General features: G+C 72.7%; 14 protein-coding genes and 3 tRNA genes. 4 read left to right on the top strand and 13 right to left on the bottom strand.

Features of this window, described 5'->3' with window-relative positions; all coding sequences use genetic code 11:
* Positions 1 to 55: 55 nt before the first annotated feature.
* The 6 genes from rpmG to KSED_RS10415 all read right to left on the bottom strand — a co-directional run bounded on the left by rpmG (position 56) and on the right by KSED_RS10415 (position 4,431).
* Complete coding sequence (gene rpmG / locus KSED_RS10390; protein ID WP_015780047.1) at positions 56 to 226, bottom strand: 50S ribosomal protein L33; 171 nt, start codon at positions 224 to 226, stop codon at positions 56 to 58.
* A gap of 83 nt (positions 227 to 309) precedes the next feature.
* Positions 310 to 383: transfer RNA gene (locus tag KSED_RS10395), tRNA-Met, on the bottom strand.
* A 38-nt stretch (positions 384 to 421) separates the two neighbouring features.
* Positions 422 to 494 (bottom strand) — tRNA-Thr (locus KSED_RS10400).
* A gap of 79 nt (positions 495 to 573) precedes the next feature.
* Positions 574 to 1,581 (bottom strand): MaoC family dehydratase, encoded by a 1,008-nt coding sequence (locus tag KSED_RS10405; protein WP_015780048.1) that lies wholly within the window; start codon positions 1,579 to 1,581, stop codon positions 574 to 576.
* A 1-nt stretch (position 1,582) separates the two neighbouring features.
* Complete coding sequence (locus KSED_RS10410) at positions 1,583 to 3,070, bottom strand: 3-oxoacyl-ACP reductase (protein WP_015780049.1); 1,488 nt, start codon at positions 3,068 to 3,070, stop codon at positions 1,583 to 1,585.
* A gap of 50 nt (positions 3,071 to 3,120) precedes the next feature.
* Positions 3,121 to 4,431, bottom strand: coding sequence for an acetyl-CoA C-acetyltransferase (locus KSED_RS10415; protein ID WP_015780050.1), 1,311 nt, complete (start codon positions 4,429 to 4,431; stop codon positions 3,121 to 3,123).
* A gap of 159 nt (positions 4,432 to 4,590) precedes the next feature.
* On the opposite strand from KSED_RS10415, the gene KSED_RS10420 reads away from it, so the two are divergent.
* The gene (locus KSED_RS10420; protein ID WP_015780051.1) at positions 4,591 to 5,346 is read left to right on the top strand and encodes a TetR/AcrR family transcriptional regulator; all 756 of its coding nucleotides are present in this window, start codon (positions 4,591 to 4,593) and stop codon (positions 5,344 to 5,346) included.
* Complete coding sequence (locus KSED_RS10425; protein ID WP_015780052.1) at positions 5,343 to 7,334, top strand: acyl-CoA dehydrogenase family protein; 1,992 nt, start codon at positions 5,343 to 5,345, stop codon at positions 7,332 to 7,334. The genes KSED_RS10420 and KSED_RS10425 overlap by 4 nt, the downstream gene beginning before the upstream one ends.
* 138 nt (positions 7,335 to 7,472) lie before the next feature.
* Here KSED_RS10425 and KSED_RS10430 read toward each other — a convergent pair whose 3' ends face one another.
* Genes KSED_RS10430 through KSED_RS10440 form a run of 3 tightly spaced genes read right to left on the bottom strand, consistent with a single transcriptional unit; the run spans position 7,473 to position 10,368 of the window.
* A complete protein-coding gene (locus tag KSED_RS10430; RefSeq protein WP_015780053.1) occupies positions 7,473 to 8,123 on the bottom strand; it encodes a rhodanese-like domain-containing protein in 651 nt (216 codons plus the stop codon).
* A 59-nt stretch (positions 8,124 to 8,182) separates the two neighbouring features.
* Positions 8,183 to 9,001: a sulfite exporter TauE/SafE family protein gene (locus tag KSED_RS10435; RefSeq protein ID WP_015780054.1), complete on the bottom strand. Its 819-nt coding sequence runs from the start codon at positions 8,999 to 9,001 to the stop codon at positions 8,183 to 8,185.
* On the bottom strand, positions 8,998 to 10,368 hold the full coding sequence (locus KSED_RS10440; RefSeq protein ID WP_015780055.1) for an MBL fold metallo-hydrolase: 1,371 nt from the start codon (positions 10,366 to 10,368) through the stop codon (positions 8,998 to 9,000). Before KSED_RS10440 ends, KSED_RS10435 begins: the two co-directional genes overlap by 4 nt.
* A 167-nt stretch (positions 10,369 to 10,535) precedes the next feature.
* Between KSED_RS10440 and KSED_RS10445 the strand changes: the two genes are divergently transcribed.
* Positions 10,536 to 10,844, top strand: a complete 309-nt coding sequence (locus KSED_RS10445) for a metal-sensitive transcriptional regulator (RefSeq protein ID WP_015780056.1) — start codon at positions 10,536 to 10,538, stop codon at positions 10,842 to 10,844.
* Between the two features lie 75 nt (positions 10,845 to 10,919).
* On the opposite strand, the gene rocD is transcribed toward KSED_RS10445, so the two are convergent.
* From rocD to KSED_RS10460, 3 genes are all read right to left on the bottom strand, one after another.
* Positions 10,920 to 12,167, bottom strand: coding sequence for an ornithine--oxo-acid transaminase (rocD, locus tag KSED_RS10450; RefSeq protein WP_081439841.1), 1,248 nt, complete (start codon positions 12,165 to 12,167; stop codon positions 10,920 to 10,922).
* Between the two features lie 84 nt (positions 12,168 to 12,251).
* Positions 12,252 to 13,685, bottom strand: a complete 1,434-nt coding sequence (locus tag KSED_RS10455; protein ID WP_015780058.1) for an MFS transporter — start codon at positions 13,683 to 13,685, stop codon at positions 12,252 to 12,254.
* 103 nt (positions 13,686 to 13,788) lie between these two features.
* Positions 13,789 to 13,874 (bottom strand) — tRNA-Tyr (locus KSED_RS10460).
* Between the two features lie 74 nt (positions 13,875 to 13,948).
* On the opposite strand from KSED_RS10460, the gene KSED_RS10465 reads away from it, so the two are divergent.
* Positions 13,949 to 14,452, top strand: coding sequence for a YajQ family cyclic di-GMP-binding protein (locus tag KSED_RS10465; RefSeq protein WP_015780059.1), 504 nt, complete (start codon positions 13,949 to 13,951; stop codon positions 14,450 to 14,452).
* Positions 14,453 to 14,533: 81 nt separating this feature from the next.
* Here the strand turns inward: KSED_RS10465 and pepN are convergent, their stop codons facing one another.
* Positions 14,534 to 17,062, bottom strand: coding sequence for an aminopeptidase N (gene pepN / locus KSED_RS10470; protein WP_015780060.1), 2,529 nt, complete (start codon positions 17,060 to 17,062; stop codon positions 14,534 to 14,536).
* Between the last annotated feature and the right edge of the window lie 13 nt (positions 17,063 to 17,075).

Genomic DNA, 17,075 nt, shown 5'->3' on the forward strand with positions numbered 1-17,075 from the left:
CGAGGGCCGCCCCCGTGGTAGGAGCGGCCCTCGCTGGTGTGCGTCGGTGCGGACCTCAGCGGGTCTCGCGGTGCGCGGTGTGGGACTGGCAGCGCGCGCAGAACTTCTTCAACTCAAGACGGTCGGGGTTGTTCCGACGGTTCTTCTTGGTGATGTAGTTGCGCTCCTTGCAGTCCGTGCACGCCAGAGTGATCTTCGGGCGGACGTCAGCGCTCTTGCTGGCCATGGGGCAACCTGCTCTCGGACGATGGTTCGTGGTGTGCCCTGGACGGGCACGGTGTCGGGCCCTGGTCCAGGGCCGTCTACCAGTAGCGGGGAGGGGGCTCGATCCCCTGACCTCACGATTATGAGTCGTGCGCTCTAACCAGCTGAGCTACCCCGCCTCGGCGGGATGACCGACCGGCTGGTCGGCCTCCACCAGAGCCCCCAAACGGAATCGAACCGTTGACCTTCTCCTTACCATGGAGACGCTCTGCCGACTGAGCTATGGGGGCCTGCGGCGTGAACCGCTCGGAGAATCTTACACACGCACCCCGAGAAGCGCCAATCGGCTCCAGCACGCCGAAACTCGGCTCACCCCAGGGGGCTCACCACCCCGGTCATGTGCACGATCGAGGGGTCCTTCGCGGTCACGGCGATCTGCACCGGCCGCGCGCCGGCGCGACCGGTGCCACCCGGAGTGCCGCCCGCGGCCGCCGCGAGGTCGCCCGGGGTCGTCGAGGAGGTCCGCAGGGCGACGGTCGAGGGCAGGAACAGCGGCTTGCCGAACTGCACCTCGATCTCGTGGACCTCCGGCACCCGGGGTCCCAGCGCGGCCACCGCACGGGCGGCGGTGTACATGCCGTGCGCGATGGCGCGCTTGAACCCGAACGCCTTGGCTGTGAGCTTCGAGAGGTGGATGGGATTGGCGTCGCCGGCCACCCCGGCGTAGCGCCGGCCGGTGTCGGCCCCAAGCCGCCACCGGGCCCGCTCGGGCAACGCCCCGGCATCGACCGCCCCGTGCGACGGGCCGGCTGCGTCACCAGGCGCGCCCTCCAGTCGCGCGCCACGGGCCAGGTAGTCGCTCCAGCCCTCCCACACCACGCGCCCGTCGACCTCCGCCGAGGCGGCGAGGGTCACGAGCACCCCCTTGGGGTGGCTCGCGAGCCCGTCGGCCCACACCGAGAGGGTGGGTTCGGCATCGGGCGCGACCGGGGCGTGCATGCGCCAGCGGTTGGCGATGTGCACCAGGCCCAGGACGGCCAGCGGGAAGTCCGTGGCCGTCATCAGCTTCATCTGCAGGCCGAAGGTGCGCACGTGCAGCCAGGTCGAGGGGACCGGACCGCCCAGCGAGTACCCGCAGAGGCGCGCGTAGTCGGCGAGCTCGCGGGTGGACCACCCCGCATCGGCCACCACGAGGCGGCGTGCCGGCAGGTCGTCGGGGCCGAGGGACGAACGGCCCTTCGCGCGGACCGCCCGCCCGAACAGGGAGACCGGGCTGGGGACCGCGTCCAGGTGCTCGACCTCGAGATCGCGACGGGAGGGTGCGGGGGTGGCAGCCCCGGACGACGGGATACCGGGCGTGCTGGCTCGGGTCGACATGTCAGGCTCCCAACTGGCTCTGGCCGCAGACCCGCAGCACCTGGCCCGTGACCCCGCCGTTGGCAGGACGGGCGAGGAACGCGATGGTCTCGGCGACGTCCACCGGCAGGCCACCCTGCGCCATCGAGTTGATGCGCCGGCCCACCTCGCGGGTGACCGCGGGGATCTTGCCGGTCATCTCGGTCTCGATGAAGCCCGGGGCCACGGCGTTCACCGTCACGCCCCGCGGGGCGAGAGTCGGCGCCATCGAGCGCACCATACCCATGACCCCGGCCTTGGAGGCGGCGTAGTTCGCCTGCCCCCGGTTGCCGCCGATGCCCGAGGTGGAGGCCACGCCGACGATGGCACTGCCCGCACCGAGGCCGCCGTCGATGCCGGACAGCAGCACCTCGTTGATGCCGAACTGCGCCTGCAGGTTCACCTGCAGCACCGAGTTCCAGCGGGCAGCGTCGGTGTTCACCAGCAGCTTGTCGCGCGTGATGCCGGCGTTGTGGACGATCGCGTGGAGCCGGTCCGCACCGGACCGGACCACGGCGGCGGCGAGGCGCTCCCCCGCATCGGCGGCGGTGATGTCCAGCTGCAGCGCCACCCCGCCGATCTCGTTCATGACCGCGGCGAGCGCGTCACCGGCGGGCGGCACGTCCACGCCGATCACGCGCGCCCCGTCACGGGCGAAGGTGCGGGCGATGTCGGCGCCGATGCCGCGCGCAGCGCCCGTGACCACCACGGTGGCACCGGCGTACGGCTGCGCGTCGGCGGCTTGCGGGTCCAGCCAGCCCAGGGCCTCGCCCGACCGCCCCGCGACCGACTGCGAGACGCGCAGCGGCTGGCCCGAGACGTAGGCCGAGCGGGCCGAGAGGAAGAACTCCAACGGCTCGACCAGCTCCGGCGCGATGGCCGCGGCCACCTGACCGCCGTCGGCACCAGCGCCCGCGGCCCGACCGAGGCCCGGGTCCACCCAGAGCAGGTTGGCCGTGGCACCGCCGCGCAGCTCCTTGCCGATGGAGCGCATGATGCCCTCGAGGGCCTGGGCAGCAGCCACCTGCTCGGTGGGAGCGCCCGACGCGACCAGGGCGTCGGGCGTGGTGCCCAGCACCAGGACCCGTCCACTGCGGGCGAGGCGCTTGAGGGTGGCCCGTGCGGCGCGGCGCAGCAGGTCGAGGTCGGCCAAGGTGGTGGCCGCGGTCATGTCCAGCACCAGCGCGGCGGGGCGCGCGTCGCCGGCAACCTGCTGCGGTGCCTCGTCGGCCTGCTCCACCGGCAGCTCGGGGCGCAGCACCTCCACCCCGTGGCCGGCGAGGAAGGTCTCGACCTGACCCAGCAGCGGGGCGGCCCCGGCACCGGCGAGCACGGCCGGGCCGTCCAGCAGCAGCTGGCCCGGCTCGTAGCGGCGAAGCGGCACCGGGCGGGGCAGCCCCAGCGTGCTGGCGAGCTTGGCCCCGAGGTCGGAGTTCACGAAGTTCAGGTAGCCGTCCCGCGAGCGGTTCACAGCGCCTCCAGTCGTCGCACGGTCATCGGTCCTCACGTCGCGCCCGGCCATCACACGGCCTCCAGGATCGCGACGACACCCTGACCACCGGCGGCGCAGATGGAGATGAGCCCGCGGCCGCTGCCCTTCTGGTGCAGCAGCTGGGCGAGCGTGCCGACGATGCGGCCGCCGGTGGCGGCGAAGGGGTGCCCCGCAGCCAGCGAGGAGCCCTTGACGTTCAACCGGCTGCGGTCGATGGCCCCCAGCGCTCCGGGCAACCCCAGCCGGGTGCGGCAGAACTCCTCGTCCTCCCACGCTGCCAGCGTGACCTCGACCGTGGAGGCGAACGCCTCGTGGATCTCGTAGAAGTCGAAGTCCTGCAGGCTCACGCCCTGGCGCTCGAGCAGACGCGGCACCGCGAAGATCGGGGCGGTGAGCAGCCCGTCGTCGCCGTGGACGTAGTCGACGGCCGCCACCTCGGCGTCCACGAAGCGCGCCAGCGGGGTCAGCCGGTGCTGCGCGGCCCACTCGGGCGAGGAGAGCAGCACAGCCGCCGCCCCGTCGGTGAGCGGCGTGGAGTTCCCGGCGGTGAGCGTCCCCGGCTGGCCCGCGTAGCCGTCCTTGCCGAAGACGACCTTGAGCCCGGCCAGCTTCTCCTCGGTGGTGTCCGGCCGCAGGAACGCGTCGCGCGACAGACCCAGGTAGGGCGTCACCAGCTTGTCGAAGAAGCCCTCGTCCCAGGCCGCGGCGAGGTTCTGGTGGCTGCGCACCGCGAGCGCGTCCTGCGCCTCGCGCGTGATCTTCCACTCGGCCGCCGTGCGGGCCATGTGCTCCCCCATCGACAGGCCGGTGCGGGGCTCTGCGTTCTGGGGGGACTCCGGCGCGAGGTCGCCGGGGCGGATGGAGCCCAGCGCCTTGAGCTTCTGGGCCGGCTTCTTGGCGTGGGAGAGGTCGAGCAGCGCCCGGCGCAGGCCGTCGCCCAGGGAGATCGGGGCGTCCGATGCGGTGTCGACCCCGGCGCCGATGCCCGCCTCGATCTGGCCGGCGGCGATCTTGTTGGCCACCTGGATGACCGTCTCCAGACCCGTGCCACAGGCCTGCTGCAGGTCGTAGGCAGGGGTGCGCGCGTCCAGGGCCGAGCCCAGGACGGCCTCGCGGGTGAGGTTGAAGTCCCGGGCGTGCTTGAGCACGGCGCCGGCTGCGACCTCACCCAGTCGCTCACCGGCCAGCCCGTAGCGGGCGACCAGCCCGTCGAGCGTGGCGGTGAGCATGTCCTGGTTGCTGGCCTGGGCGTAGTGCCCACCGGCCTTGGCGAAGGGGATGCGGTTGGCGCCCACCACGAGCGCGGTGCCCCGGGGGGTGGGAGGGTGGTGCTCGGCCATGCTGCGAACTCCTGGTGTGAGAGCGGGGTGCTGCAGATCTCGGTCACCCGACGCCTGGCGCGGCGGCCCTGACGGGCCCGGCCACACGCTGGGTCTGCTGCCGAGAATAACAGGTACACGACGTTCCGTATATGGTCATTTCCGGCTACAGTGACGCGCATGGAGACCCTGCCGCACGGCGCCGCGCGCCGGATCGACGGACGGACCACACGGTGGGACGCCCACCGGGCGCGACGCCGGGCCGAGCTGACCCAGGCGGCCCTGCGCGCACTGCGCCGGCACGGTCCCGGCATCGGCATGGAGGAGATCGCCGCGGAGGCCTGCACCTCCCGCACCGTGCTCTACCGGCACCTCGGTGACCGGGCCGGCGCCTGGCGCGCCGTCATCGAGTCCGTCGACGCCCTGGTCTGGGGCGACATGGCCGCCGCCACCGAGGCCGCCGGCACCCAGCGGAGCCCGCGGACGGTGATCGCGGCCATCACCGACTCCTACCTGGCCCTCGTGGAGCGGGACCCCGAGATCTACCGCTTCGTCGTGACCCGTCCGCTCAACGACACCGACGGGGACGACCCCGTGGCCGGCATGTCGAGCCGCATGGGCGAACGCCTCACCCCGGTGATGGAGCACCTGCTGCGGACCGCCGCACGCGCCGGCGGGGCAGCCGGGGCGGCGTCCGTGACCAGCGAGACCGCGCGCACCCTGGCCCACGGGCTGGTGGGCCTGGTGCGCTTCGTCTGCGAGGACTGGGTCTCCCGCCACGACCGCCCGCCCCGTGAGCAGCTGGTGAACGAGGTGGCCGAGCTCTTCGGCGCGCGCTTCGACGCGATCGCCGCCGGGCCCGCCACGCCCCGTGCCGCCCAGCCGGGCCCCCAGGACACACCCTGCACGCACCCCACCCCAGGAGCGACCCGATGACCACCACGCCGACCCCCGAGCTCACCGCCGCGATCACCGCCTGCCTCGACGGGCACTGGGCCGGCACCCGCCAGCGCATCCGCGCCGAGGTGGACCCGCACACGGTGCTCCTCCCGGCCGAGGGATCGCTGGAGGACAAGCGGGCTGCCACCACCGCGGCCCTCCTGCAGCTGGCCGAGCAAGACCTCGCCGGCATGGGCTACGCCGAGACCGGTGGCGCCCGCAACGACGTCGGCGGCACCGTCGTCGCCTTCGAGACGATCGCGGCCCTGGACCTCTCGCTCACGGTGAAGATGGGCGTCCAGTTCGGACTGTTCGGTGGCGCGATCTCCAACCTGGGCAACCCCGAGCAGCACGCCGCCTGGCTGCCGTTGACCGGGAGCGGCGAGCTGCTGGGCTGCTTCGCGATGACGGAGGTGGGCCACGGCTCGGACGTGCAGTCCCTGGAGACCACGGCCACCTACGACGCGGCCACCGGCGAGTTCGTCATCGACTCCCCCACCCGCTCGTCCACGAAGACCTACATCGGCAACGCCGCCCGCGACGGGCAGATGGCCGTCGTCTTCGCGCAGCTCATCACCCCCGACGACGACTCGCTGCCGGACGGCATCGAGGACGACGACCCGACGCACCGGGGCATCCACGCCCTGGTGGTGCCAATCCGCGACGAGGCCGGCCAGCCGATGCCGGGCGTCACCCTCGGCGACAACGGCGCCAAGGGCGGCCTGCCGGGCGTGGACAACGGCACCATCAGCTTCGACGCGGTCCGCGTGCCGCGCGGCAACCTGCTGGACCGCTTCGGCGCCGTGGACGCCCAGGGGGTCTACAGCTCCCCCATCGACTCCCCCGGGCGGCGCTTCTTCACGATGCTGGGCACGCTCGTGCGTGGGCGTGTGAGCGTCGGTGGCGGGGCGAGCTCGGCCGCCCGGGCGGGGCTCACCATCGCCACCCGATACGCCGCGCAGCGCTCGCAGTTCGACGGGCCCGACGGCGAGGTGACCCTGCTGGACTACCGGGCGCACCAGCGCAAGCTGCTGCCCGCCATCGCCCGCAGCTACGCCTTCGCGTTCGCGCAGAACGAGCTGGTGGAGACCCTCGACGAGATCCAGACCGCGGACCCCGCCGACCGCGACGAGCGTGCCCAGCGCGAGCTGGAGTCTCGCGCCGCGGGGCTGAAGGCGGTGCAGACCGAGGAGGCCAACCGGGTGCTGCAGCTCTGCCGCGAGGCGTGCGGCGGCGCGGGCTACATGGCCACCTCCGGCCTGACCCAGCGGCGCATGGACGCCGACGTGTTCGCCACCTTCGAGGGCGACAACACGGTGCTGCTGCAGCTGGTGGCCAAGGGCCTGCTGACCAACTACTCCAAGGCCATCGGCTCGCTGAACATGACCGGCATGCTGCGCTTCGGCGCCACCCAGTTCTCCGGGGTGGTCATCGAGCGCACCGCGGCCAAGGGGTTCGTGAACCGGCTCGTGGAGGCCGCCCGCCGCCGCGACACCGAGGACGTGGTGATGGACCGCGCGTGGCAGGTGGAGTGCTTCGAGTTCCGGGAGAAGCACCTGCTGGAGACCGCTGCGCAGCGGATGCGGCGTGCGGACCGCGGCACCGAGGCCGAGCAGTTCGCCGCGTTCAACGACGTGCAGGACCACCTGCTGCTGGCGGCGCGCGCCCACATCGACCGGGTGGTGCTGGAGGCCTTCGCCCAGCAGGTCGAGGAGTGCGAGGACCCGGCACTGACCGAGCTGCTCGACCAGGTGTGCGACCTGTACGCCCTGTCGGTGATCGAGGAGAACGCCGCCTGGTTCCTGGAGCACGAGCACATGCGCCCGGCGAAGTCGAAGTCCGTCACGTCCACGATCAACGCCCTGTGCGCCGACCTGCGCCCGCACGCGGTGACCCTGGTGGACGCCTTCGCGATCCCGGACGCCTGGCTGGCCAGCACCCTGCTCGACGGGCAGGACGACGCGGGGCTCGTGCGGGAGGACTGAGCCGCGGGAGCACTCAGGCCGCGGGATGCGGGGCCGCGGGCGACCGAGGTCGAGCGACCACAGCGGCCGCAGCGACGGGGCGGGGCCCGGAGGACGTTCCTCCGGGCCCCGCCCTCTGCGTGACCGGCGTCTTGGCGCTCAGCCACCGGCGTGGCGCTCCCGCACCGCGCAGAGCCCGTCCTCCAGGGAGGTGCCGCGGTTCCACGGCATCAGGGCCAGCGCACCCGCCATCGGGCAGGCGCCGGTGGCTCCGGAGGTGGCCAGGCCGGCCCCGACGCCGGCGGCGGCCCACTTCACGGCCGGGACGCGCGTGGAGGCCACGACGGCCGTCAGCACCATGGCGCCGGCCACGAAACGCACCTGCCGCTGCATGTCCCACACGCCGGTGCCGGTGCCCTCGCGGGTCTCGCCGCCGGCCTGCTCCCAGGCGACCATCCCGCCCTCGAGCACGGCCGGGGCGCTCGCTGCGGGCAGGTGGCCGCGCAGCGCCTCGGCAGCAGAGCGGGCGCGGTTGCCCGAGCGGCAGATGACGACGACCTCGCCACAGGCCGACAGCTCGCGGGCCACGCGCGCAGGGTCCTCCTGGATGCGGTGCAGCGGCAGCAGGACCGCGCCGGGGACGTGGCCGGCCCCGAACTCACCGTCGGTGCGCACGTCGAGCAGCAGCGGGGTCTGCCCGCCGGCGTCGAGGGCGCGGCGCAGGTCGGCCACGGAGCGGATGCCGGGGGTGCCGGACTCCTGACCGCTGGTCGACTCGGTGGTGGGCGCGAGGTTGGTCATGGTGGTCATGGGTTCTCCTTGCAGGTGTGGACAGAAGGGTGTTCGTTGGGACGGGGTGGCCGGCGTGCTCAGGCCAGGGCGGTCTCGAGCAGCGTGACCGCGGCGACGACCACCAGCAGCACGCTGAAGGCCGCCTGCAGGCGGTGGGCCGGCAGGGCGGCGCCGATGCGGCCACCGACGACGCTGGCCACCATCGCCGTGGCGGTGAAGGCCAGCGTGATCGGCCAGTCCAGCGCCAGCCCCCCGTCGAACGCACGGACGGCCAGGGCCGAGGCGGCGCTGATGAGGATGACCAGCAGCGAGGTGCCGACGGCACGTCCCATGGGCAGGCCGAGCACCAGGGCCAGGGCCGGCACGACGGCGAATCCGCCCCCGACGCCGAAGAAGCCGGTGAGGAAGCCGACCGCCGAGGCCGCGAGCACCACGGGCAGCACGCGCGCGGTGTCCACCCTCAACGGGCGGAAGGAGACCAGCGCCCGGCGGGTGCTCACCGCATCGGACTGGCCGGCCCGCTGCCGACGTCGGCCGGCGGCCGCCCGCCGCCACATGAGGGCTGCGACGACGAGGAGCAGCAGCCCGAAGGCCGTCAGCAGCGCCGCCTCGGGGACGGTGCGGGAGGCCACGGCACCGGCGGCGGACCCCGCGATGCCGAGCACGCCGAAGACGATGCCCTCGCCCCAGACGACCCGGCCGCCGCGGGAGTGCTGGGCGATGCCGACGAGGCTGGTGAGCCCGACGATCACCAACGAGGTGGTGGTCGCCTGGTGCGGGTCCTGCCCCAGCAGGTAGATCAGGGCCGGGATGGCGATGATCGCCCCGCCGCCCCCCATCGACCCCATGAGGAGGCCGACGAGGGCGCCGACGCCGAGGACGATGGCCCAAGTCACGGGGTAATGGCCAGACCGCTGTTGGCCGCGTTGTCGAAGCCGTCGTCGATGGCGACGACCCGGTGACCGGCGCGGGCCAGGAGGGAGGCCGCCACCGAGGCGCGGAAGCCGCCGGCGCAGTGCACCCACAGCTCGGCCCGCGGGTCGAGCCCCGCGACGAGCTCGCCCTGGCGCAGGTCGCCCATCTGGGTCAGCGGCAGGTTCACCGCGCCCTCGAGGTGGCCGTCCTCCCACTCCGCGCGCTGGCGGACGTCGACGATCGTCACCTCCCGGTGGTGCCGGACGTCGCGCAGCTGGGCGAAGGTCGCCTGCGGGAAGCTCTGGACGGCCCGGTCGGTCCAGTCGGACGGCGAGCCCGTGGCGTGACCGGCGAGGGTCTCCTCGATGCCGATGCGGGAGAGCTCGCGCACCGCCTCGTCCACCTGGTCGGCGTCCTGGCCGAGGAGCACCAGCGGGGTCTCCCACGGGATCAGCCAGCCGAGGTAGGTGGCGAACTGGCCCTCCAGGTCGATGCTGATGGTGCCCTCGACATGCCCCTCGGCGAAGGCCCGGCGGCTGCGGAGGTCCACCACCCAGTGCCCGGCGGCCAGTGCGTCGGCGATGACCTCCCGGTCCGCGACGGCCGGGCGCTCCAGCACGGCGGCCGAGGGACCGGAGGCGTTGGCGGGGGCCATGTGCCGATAGTAGGCCGGGTAGGCGGCCAGGCCCTCGTACAGCTCGGCGAGCCACTGGTCGCGCTCCTGGTGCATCACCGGGTTCTGCTGGCGCTCGGCCCCGATGGTGGAGCTGTCGCCGGCGGTCTGCGTGGCCGAGCAGAAGCTGCCGAAGCCGTGGGTGGGCATGATGCGCGTCTCGTCCGGCAGCTCCCGGGCCAGCCGGTGGGCGGAGTCGTACTGGTGGTGGGCGAGCGCCTCGGTGTGGTCGGGGCCCAGCAGGTCCGGGCGGCCGGTGGAGCCGAAGAGCAGGGAGCCGCCGGTGAACACGGCCGGCTCGGACCCGTCGGCGGGGGTCACGACGTAGGACAGGTGGGTGAAGGTGTGGCCCGGGGTGGACAGGGCGCGCACGGTGAGGCTGCCCACGGCGAACTCCTCGCCGTCACGGATGCCGTGGCGCTCGAAGGACACCTCGTCCTCGGCGTTGACGTAGTAGGTGGCACCGACCTGCTGGGCCAGCGCGTGCCCGCCGGTGACGTAGTCGTTGTGGATGTGGGTCTCGGCGACGGCGGTGATCGTCACCCCGGCACGCTCGGCCGCCTCCAGCACGCGGTCGATGTCGCGCTGCGGGTCGACGACCAGGGCCTCCCGGTCGTCGTGGACCAGGTAGCTGCGGTCGCCCAGGGACGGGGTCTCGATGATCTCGATCTGCATGGTCTGGGTCTCCTCCCGAGGGGTCATGGCCGGAAGAGTAATACCCCCCGGGGTACCTCCGCAAACATAGGGGTGGGGGTATAGGATGTGGTCTTGGTGACAGCCGGTGACAGCAGGAGCCCGGCCCGTCAGGCCCCACCCCCCAACCACCCCACCAGGAGGTTCCCGTGCACCTGCCCCCCGAGGAGACCGCCCCCGTCCTCAACCGCCTGCGTCGCGCCCGCGGCCAGCTCGATGCCGTGATCCGGATGCTGGAGGAGGAGCAGGACTGCCGTGCCGTCATGACCCAGCTGGCCGCTGCCTCGAAGGCCGTCGACCGCGCAGGCTTCACCCTCGTGGCCACCGGGATGCGCCACTGCCTCGTGGAGGAGGACCGGGAGAACCGGGAGGACGCGACGGGCGCCGACGGCGGAGCCGACGACCCGAACCGCCTCACCCTGGCGCAGATGGAGAAGCTCTTCCTGACCCTCACCTGAGGTGCCGGACACGACGAAGGGGCCCACCCGCATCGAGTGCAGGTGGGCCCCTTCGGTCACGCGGGCGGGAGGTGCTCAGGCCCCCAGCGCGGTGCGCACGGCACCGATGATCGCGTCGATGTCCTCCTCGCTGGAGGTCAGCGGCGGGGCCAGGCGGATGGTGGAACCGTGGGTGTCCTTGGCCAGGACGCCGGCCTCCATGAGCTTCTCGCAGGCCTCGCGCCCGGTCATGAGCTCGGGGTCGATGTCGAGCCCCGCCCACAGGCCGCGGGTGCGAACGGCCACCAGGCCCTTGCCCATGAGCGACTCGAGGCCCTCGGCCAGCTGCTTGCCGCGCTCCTGGGCGGCCTTCTGGTGCTCGCCGGTGGCCAGCATCTTCACGACCTCGTGGCCGACGGCGGCCGCGAGCGGGTTGCCACCGAAGGTGGAGCCGTGGGTGCCCTTGGTGATCACGTTCATGATGTCGGCGTTCGCCACCACCGCGGAGACCGGCACGATGCCGCCGCCGAGCGCCTTGCCCAGGGTGTAGACGTCGGCCTCGACACCCTCGTACTGGCAGGCCAGCGTGGTGCCGGTGCGGCCCAGGCCGGACTGGATCTCGTCGGCGATCATCAGCACGTTGTTCTCGCGGGTGATCTCGCGCACCTCGGCCAGGTAGCCCTCCGGCGGGATCACGACGCCGCCCTCACCCTGGATGGGCTCGAGCATCACGGCGACGGTGTCCGGGGTGATGGCATCGCGGATGGCCTGCGCGTTGCCGTACTCCACGATCTCGAAGCCGGGCGCGTACGGGCCGAAGCCGCCGCGGGCCTCCTCGTCGGTGGAGAAGCTGATGATGGTGGAGGTGCGGCCGTGGAAGTTGCCGTCCATCACGATGATGTGCTGCTTGCCGTTCTCGACGCCCTTGACGTCGGCGCCCCACTTGCGGGCGATCTTGAGGGCGGTCTCCACGGCCTCGGCACCGGTGTTCATCGGCAGCACCATGTCCTTGCCGATGAGGGCGGCCAGGTCACGCACGAACGGGCCGAGCCGGTCGGAGTGGAAGGCGCGGGAGGTCAGCGTCATCGTGCCGAGCTGTGCGCGCGCCGCCTCGACGAGGCGCTCGTTGCCGTGGCCGAAGTTCAGCGCGGAGTACCCAGCCAACGCGTCGATGTAGGTCTTGCCCGCCACGTCGGTGACCTGGGCGTTGTGCCCCTCGGCCAGCACGACGGGCAGCGGACCGTAGTTGTGAGCCGCGTGCTCGTCCTCGAGGCCGATGTACCACTGCGGGTCGTTCGAGTTCTGGTCGTCGGGCAGGTCCACGGGAGTCACAGTCTGGGTCATCCTTCCCACGGTAGTCCTGCCGGTGATCCTGCGGCCAACCCACCCCCGGACCGGACGGTCTGCGGCCCGGGGCACGAGGCTCGGTCAGGTCTCCAGCGCGACCCCCGTGCGGTCCGGCAGCAGCGTCGTCGCCAGGGCCGCCAGGCAGAAGGCCACGGCGAACACCGCGAAGACTCCCGCCGCCCCGATGCCCGGCAGCAGGACGGGCACCAGCAGCGGGGCGATGATGCTGGCGATGCGGCCGAAACCCGCCGCCGCCCCGGCACCGGACCCCCGCAGGCGGGTGGGGTAGATCTCCGGGGTGACCGCGTAGAGCGCACCCCAGGCGCCGAGGTTGAAGAAGGACAGCGCCGCACCGGTGGCCAACAGCACCGGCAGCGAGTCCGCCATGCCGAACAGGACCGCCGAGGCCGCGGAGCCGGCCAGGAAGGTGGCCAGGGTCGCGCGGCGCCCCCAGACCTCGATGAGCACGGCCGCCAGCAGGTAGCCCGGCAGCTGGGCCAGCGTCATGATCAGGACGTACCCGAAGGACTGCACGATGTCGAAGCCGCGGTCCACGAGCAGGGTCGGCAGCCAGATGAAGGCGCCGTAGTACGAGAAGTTGACCAGGAACCAGATGGCCCAGATGCCCACCGTGCGGCGCGCGAACCGACCGGACCACAGGCCCTCGGTGACCCGGTTCGCGCGGCGGGTGCTCCCCGCATCGGCGGGGGCGCGCGGGGTGGGCGGGGCGTCGGGTGCGGCGGGGTCGGCGGGCGCGGTGTGGGTGGGCGCCGCGTCCTCGAAGCGGCGGACGACCCGTTCGGCCTCAGCGCTACGCCCCTGGGAGGCGAGCCAGAGCGGCGACTCGGGCAGACCCCATCGGATGACGGCCGCGTAGAGGGCAGGCACCACACCCAGGGCGAGGGCCCAGCGCCACCCGAAGTCCGGCACGACGAAGTAGCCGATGGCCGCGGCGAGGATCCAGCCCACGGCCCAGAAGGACTCCAGGGCGACCACCATGCGGCCCCGGATACGGGTGGGGGACAGCTCCGAGACGAGCGTCGAGGCCACCGGGAGCTCCGCCCCCAGCCCCAGCCCCACCAGGAAGCGGAAGGCGAGCAGCGCCCCCAGCGACCAGGCCAGGGCGCTGGCGCCGGTGGCCAGGCCGTAGACCAGCAGGGTCGCCGCGAAGACGTTGCGGCGCCCGAAGCGGTCGGCCAGCAGCCCGCCGAAGGTTGCACCGATCGCCATGCCGAGGAAGCCGATGGAGGCCACCCAGGAGAGCTCGGTCTTGCCCAGCCCCCACTCCGCGGCCAGGGCGGCCATCACGAACGAGATGAGGCCCACGTCCATGGCGTCCAGGGCCCAGCCGACCCCGGACCCGGTGATGAGCTTGCGGTGCTGGGCGTTGAAGCGCAGCCCGCCCAAGCGCTGGCCCAGGTCAGCTGCCTGGGTGGCGTTTTGGTCGGGGGTCTGCAGCCCTCCCGCGGGTCGCCCGCCGGAGGGGGGAAGGGCAGGGCGCGACAACGTGGCCATGGCGCTCCTTTGCGCTGAGCTGCTGGGTCTTGCACCCCGGCCGGCCGACTGTCGGAACCGGGTACACGACGGGCCCCGGGGAGGATCCTCCCCGGGGCCCGGATGGTGGCAGGTGCAGGATTCGAACCTGCGTAGGCTTTCGCCGACGGATTTACAGTCCGCTTCCATTGGCCGCTCGGACAACCTGCCAAACTGCGGGGCGATACTAGCCCGAGCACCCGGGATGACCAAACCGGCGTCCCCCGACCGACAGGAGCTTCCCCATGGCCAGCGAATCGTCCTTCGACGTCGTCAGCAAGGTGGACCGCCAGGAGGTGGACAACGCCGTCAACCAGGCGGCCAAGGAGATCGGCACGCGATACGACTTCCGGAACGTCGGCGCCTCGGTGGAGCTGAACGGCGACAACCTGATGCTGAAGGCCAACACCGCCGAGCGCGTGCTGGCGGTGCTGGACGTGCTGCAGACCAAGCTCGTGAAGCGCGGGGTGTCCCTGAAGTCCGTGGACTTCGGCGAGGACTCCGAGCCCAAGCCCTCCGGCAAGGAGTACCGCCTGGAGGGGGTGCTCAAGGAGGGCCTCAGCCAGGAGAACGCCAAGAAGGTCACCAAGCTGATCCGCGACGAGTTCGGCAAGACCGTCAAGACGGTCATCCAGGGTGACGAGGTGCGTGTGAGCTCCAAGAGCCGCGACGACCTGCAGGCCGTCCAGCGGGCCCTGAAGGCCGCCGCCGACATCGACGCCGCCCTGAGCTTCACCAACTACAGGTGACGGGCGCGGGCGCCCGCTGACGCCCGCCCTGCGCACCCTCCCGGGCCGTGGTGGGGTCCTGCGCACCCTCCCGGGCCGTGGTCATGCCCCGTGCCGCTCCTGCGAGCGCAGCACCTCCGTCAGGACCGCCCGCTGGTCGACCATGCTGCGGCGCACCGCGGGCGAGACCGTGCCACCGGCCAGGACGGCGTCCACCGCGTCGGCCGTGGCCTGCGTGGGCACCGGCAGCGGGAACGCGAGCTGGGCCACACGGGCCAGCGCGTCCTCCCCGACCACGCCGGAGAGGGCCGGCACCTCCGTGAGGTAGCGCTCCACGTAGCCCGCGAGCACCTCCGGCTCGCCGGAGGACCAAAAGCCCTGTGCGAGGTTGTTCCGCTCATAGTTGCTGCGGCCGGACTCCCGGCCCGCAAGCTCCGCCCACGCCCAGGCCTTCGACTCCGCATCGGGCTGCGCGGCCCGCGCCATGAGCGCCGAGAGCTGCCCGGAGAGCGACGTGTCGTGCTGCGCCATGAGCTCCAGCTCGCCGTCCAGGGCCCCGAGCTGCGCCAGGCGCTTGACGGCCTGCCACCGGAAGTCGTCATCGGCCTCCAGGCCCTCGGGCAGGTCCTGCCCCCGCGCCCAGCGGCGCAGCTCCTCGGCATCGGAGGAACAGCTGGCCACCACCCGGGCCCCGAGCCACGCGGTCGTCGTGCCCGGCTCGGCGGTGGCCGTGCGCTCCCGGCCCGCGGCCGCGAGCGCCTCGAGCAGACCCTCCCGCTCGGCGGCGGGGACCATGGTGCGCACGAAGCGTGCGGTGGAGGCACCGGCCGTGGCCAGGATCGAGGCGTCGGACTCCGCCGGGAAGGCCCGGGTGAAGGTCGCCACGAGCTCGCGCGGGTCGGTCTCCCCCTCGGCCACCGCATCGAAGAGGGCGGCCCACAACATCGCCCGCGTCACCGGCTCGTCCACCTGCGGCAGCTGAGCGGGCAGCGCGGCCAGGGACTCCGCATCGAGCACCGCCGTGGCCCAGGTGGTGTCGGCGGCGTTGGGGACCACCAGGCGCGGCACGGGGCGGCCCGCCAGCTCCGGCACCTCCACGCGGTCGGCGTCCAGCTCCAGCTCCACCTCCCAGGCGCGGTCGCCGTCGGTCCACCCCGCGATGGTGAGGGCGTGGGGGCGGTTCGCCGGCGCACCGGCGGCATCCTGCGGCTGGTCGCGCACGACCGTCGCCGTCTCGATGACCGGCACCCCGTCGGCGTCCTGCCGCGTGGTGAGCTCCACCGAGATCCGGTCGAGCCCCGCGGTCTCCAACCACGCCGCCGCCCAGCCCTGGACGTCACGACCGGACGCGCTCTCCATGGACCCCAGGAAGTCCGCCAGCGTGGCGTTGCCGTAGGCGTGCGTGGTGAGGTGGTCGCGCACGCCTGAGATGAAGTGCTCGTCCCCCATCCACTCGATGAGCTGCCGCAGCGCCGAGGCGCCCTTGGCGTAGCTGATGCCGTCGAAGTTCTGCAGCGCGGTGTCGCCGTCGTGCGCCGGGGCGCCGGCCACCGGGTGGGTGGAGGGCGAGCGCTCGGCGGCGTACCCCCACGGCTTGCGACCGACGCCGAAGTCCACCCAGGCCTCGGTGAACTCGGTGGCCGCGACGCACGCGCGGTGCGCCATGTACTCGGCGAACGACTCGTTGAGCCACAGGTCGTCCCACCAGACGGGGGTCACCAGGTCGCCGAACCACATGTGCGCCATCTCGTGGGCGATGGTGTTCGTGCGTGAGAGCAGGCCCTGCCGGGTGATCGCCCCCTGGAAGACGAACTGGTCCCGGAAGGTCACGCAGCCGGGGTTCTCCATGGCACCGGCGTTGAACTCCGGCACGAAGATCTGGTGGTACTCGCCGAACGGGTAGTCGATGCCGAAGAGCTCGTGGAAGTAGCTCATGCACTGGCGGGTGACCTCGAACATCTGCGGGGCCTGGGCCGCAAGCTCCTCGGCCAGCGAGGCCCGGGCGTGCAGCACCAGCGGCACCACCTGGCCGTCCGGGCCGCGCCAGGTGTCGCGCTGCTGCACGTACGGCCCGGCGCACACGGTGACGAAGTAGGTGGACAGCGGCTTGGTGGTGGCCAGGCGCCACTGCCCGTCACCCTCGTGGACCGGGTCGCCGTTGCCGGTGACGACCCACTCCCGGGGCGCGGTGACCGTCACCGTGTAGGGCGCCTTGAGGTCCGGCTGGTCGAAGCAGGCGAAGACCTTGGGCGCGGCGTCCAGGAAGAGGTGCCCGTAGACGTACTCCCGGTGGTCCTCGGGGTCCACCGACCGGTGCAGCCCCTGGCCGTCGTTGGAGAAGGGCATGGTGGCGCGCACGCAGAGGGTGTTGCGCCCCTCGTCCGGCGTGATCGGCAGGCGCCCGTCGACGACCGTGGCTGGGTCCAGCGCCACGTCGTTCAGCTCCACCTCGTGGACGTCGACCGCCTTGAGGTCCACGAAGGTCGGCTCGGCCGCAGCGGCCCGGAAGACGATCCGGGTGTCGGACTCGAAGGTCGTCGAGCTGGTTGTCAGGTCCAGGTCCACCTCCATCGACTCCACGTCGATGAGGGACGCACGGGCCTGGGCTTCGTCACGGGTCAGCGAGGGCATGGGCCCCATCCTG

It is taken from the genome of Kytococcus sedentarius DSM 20547, assembly GCF_000023925.1.
Taxonomy (GTDB): domain Bacteria; phylum Actinomycetota; class Actinomycetes; order Actinomycetales; family Dermatophilaceae; genus Kytococcus; species Kytococcus sedentarius.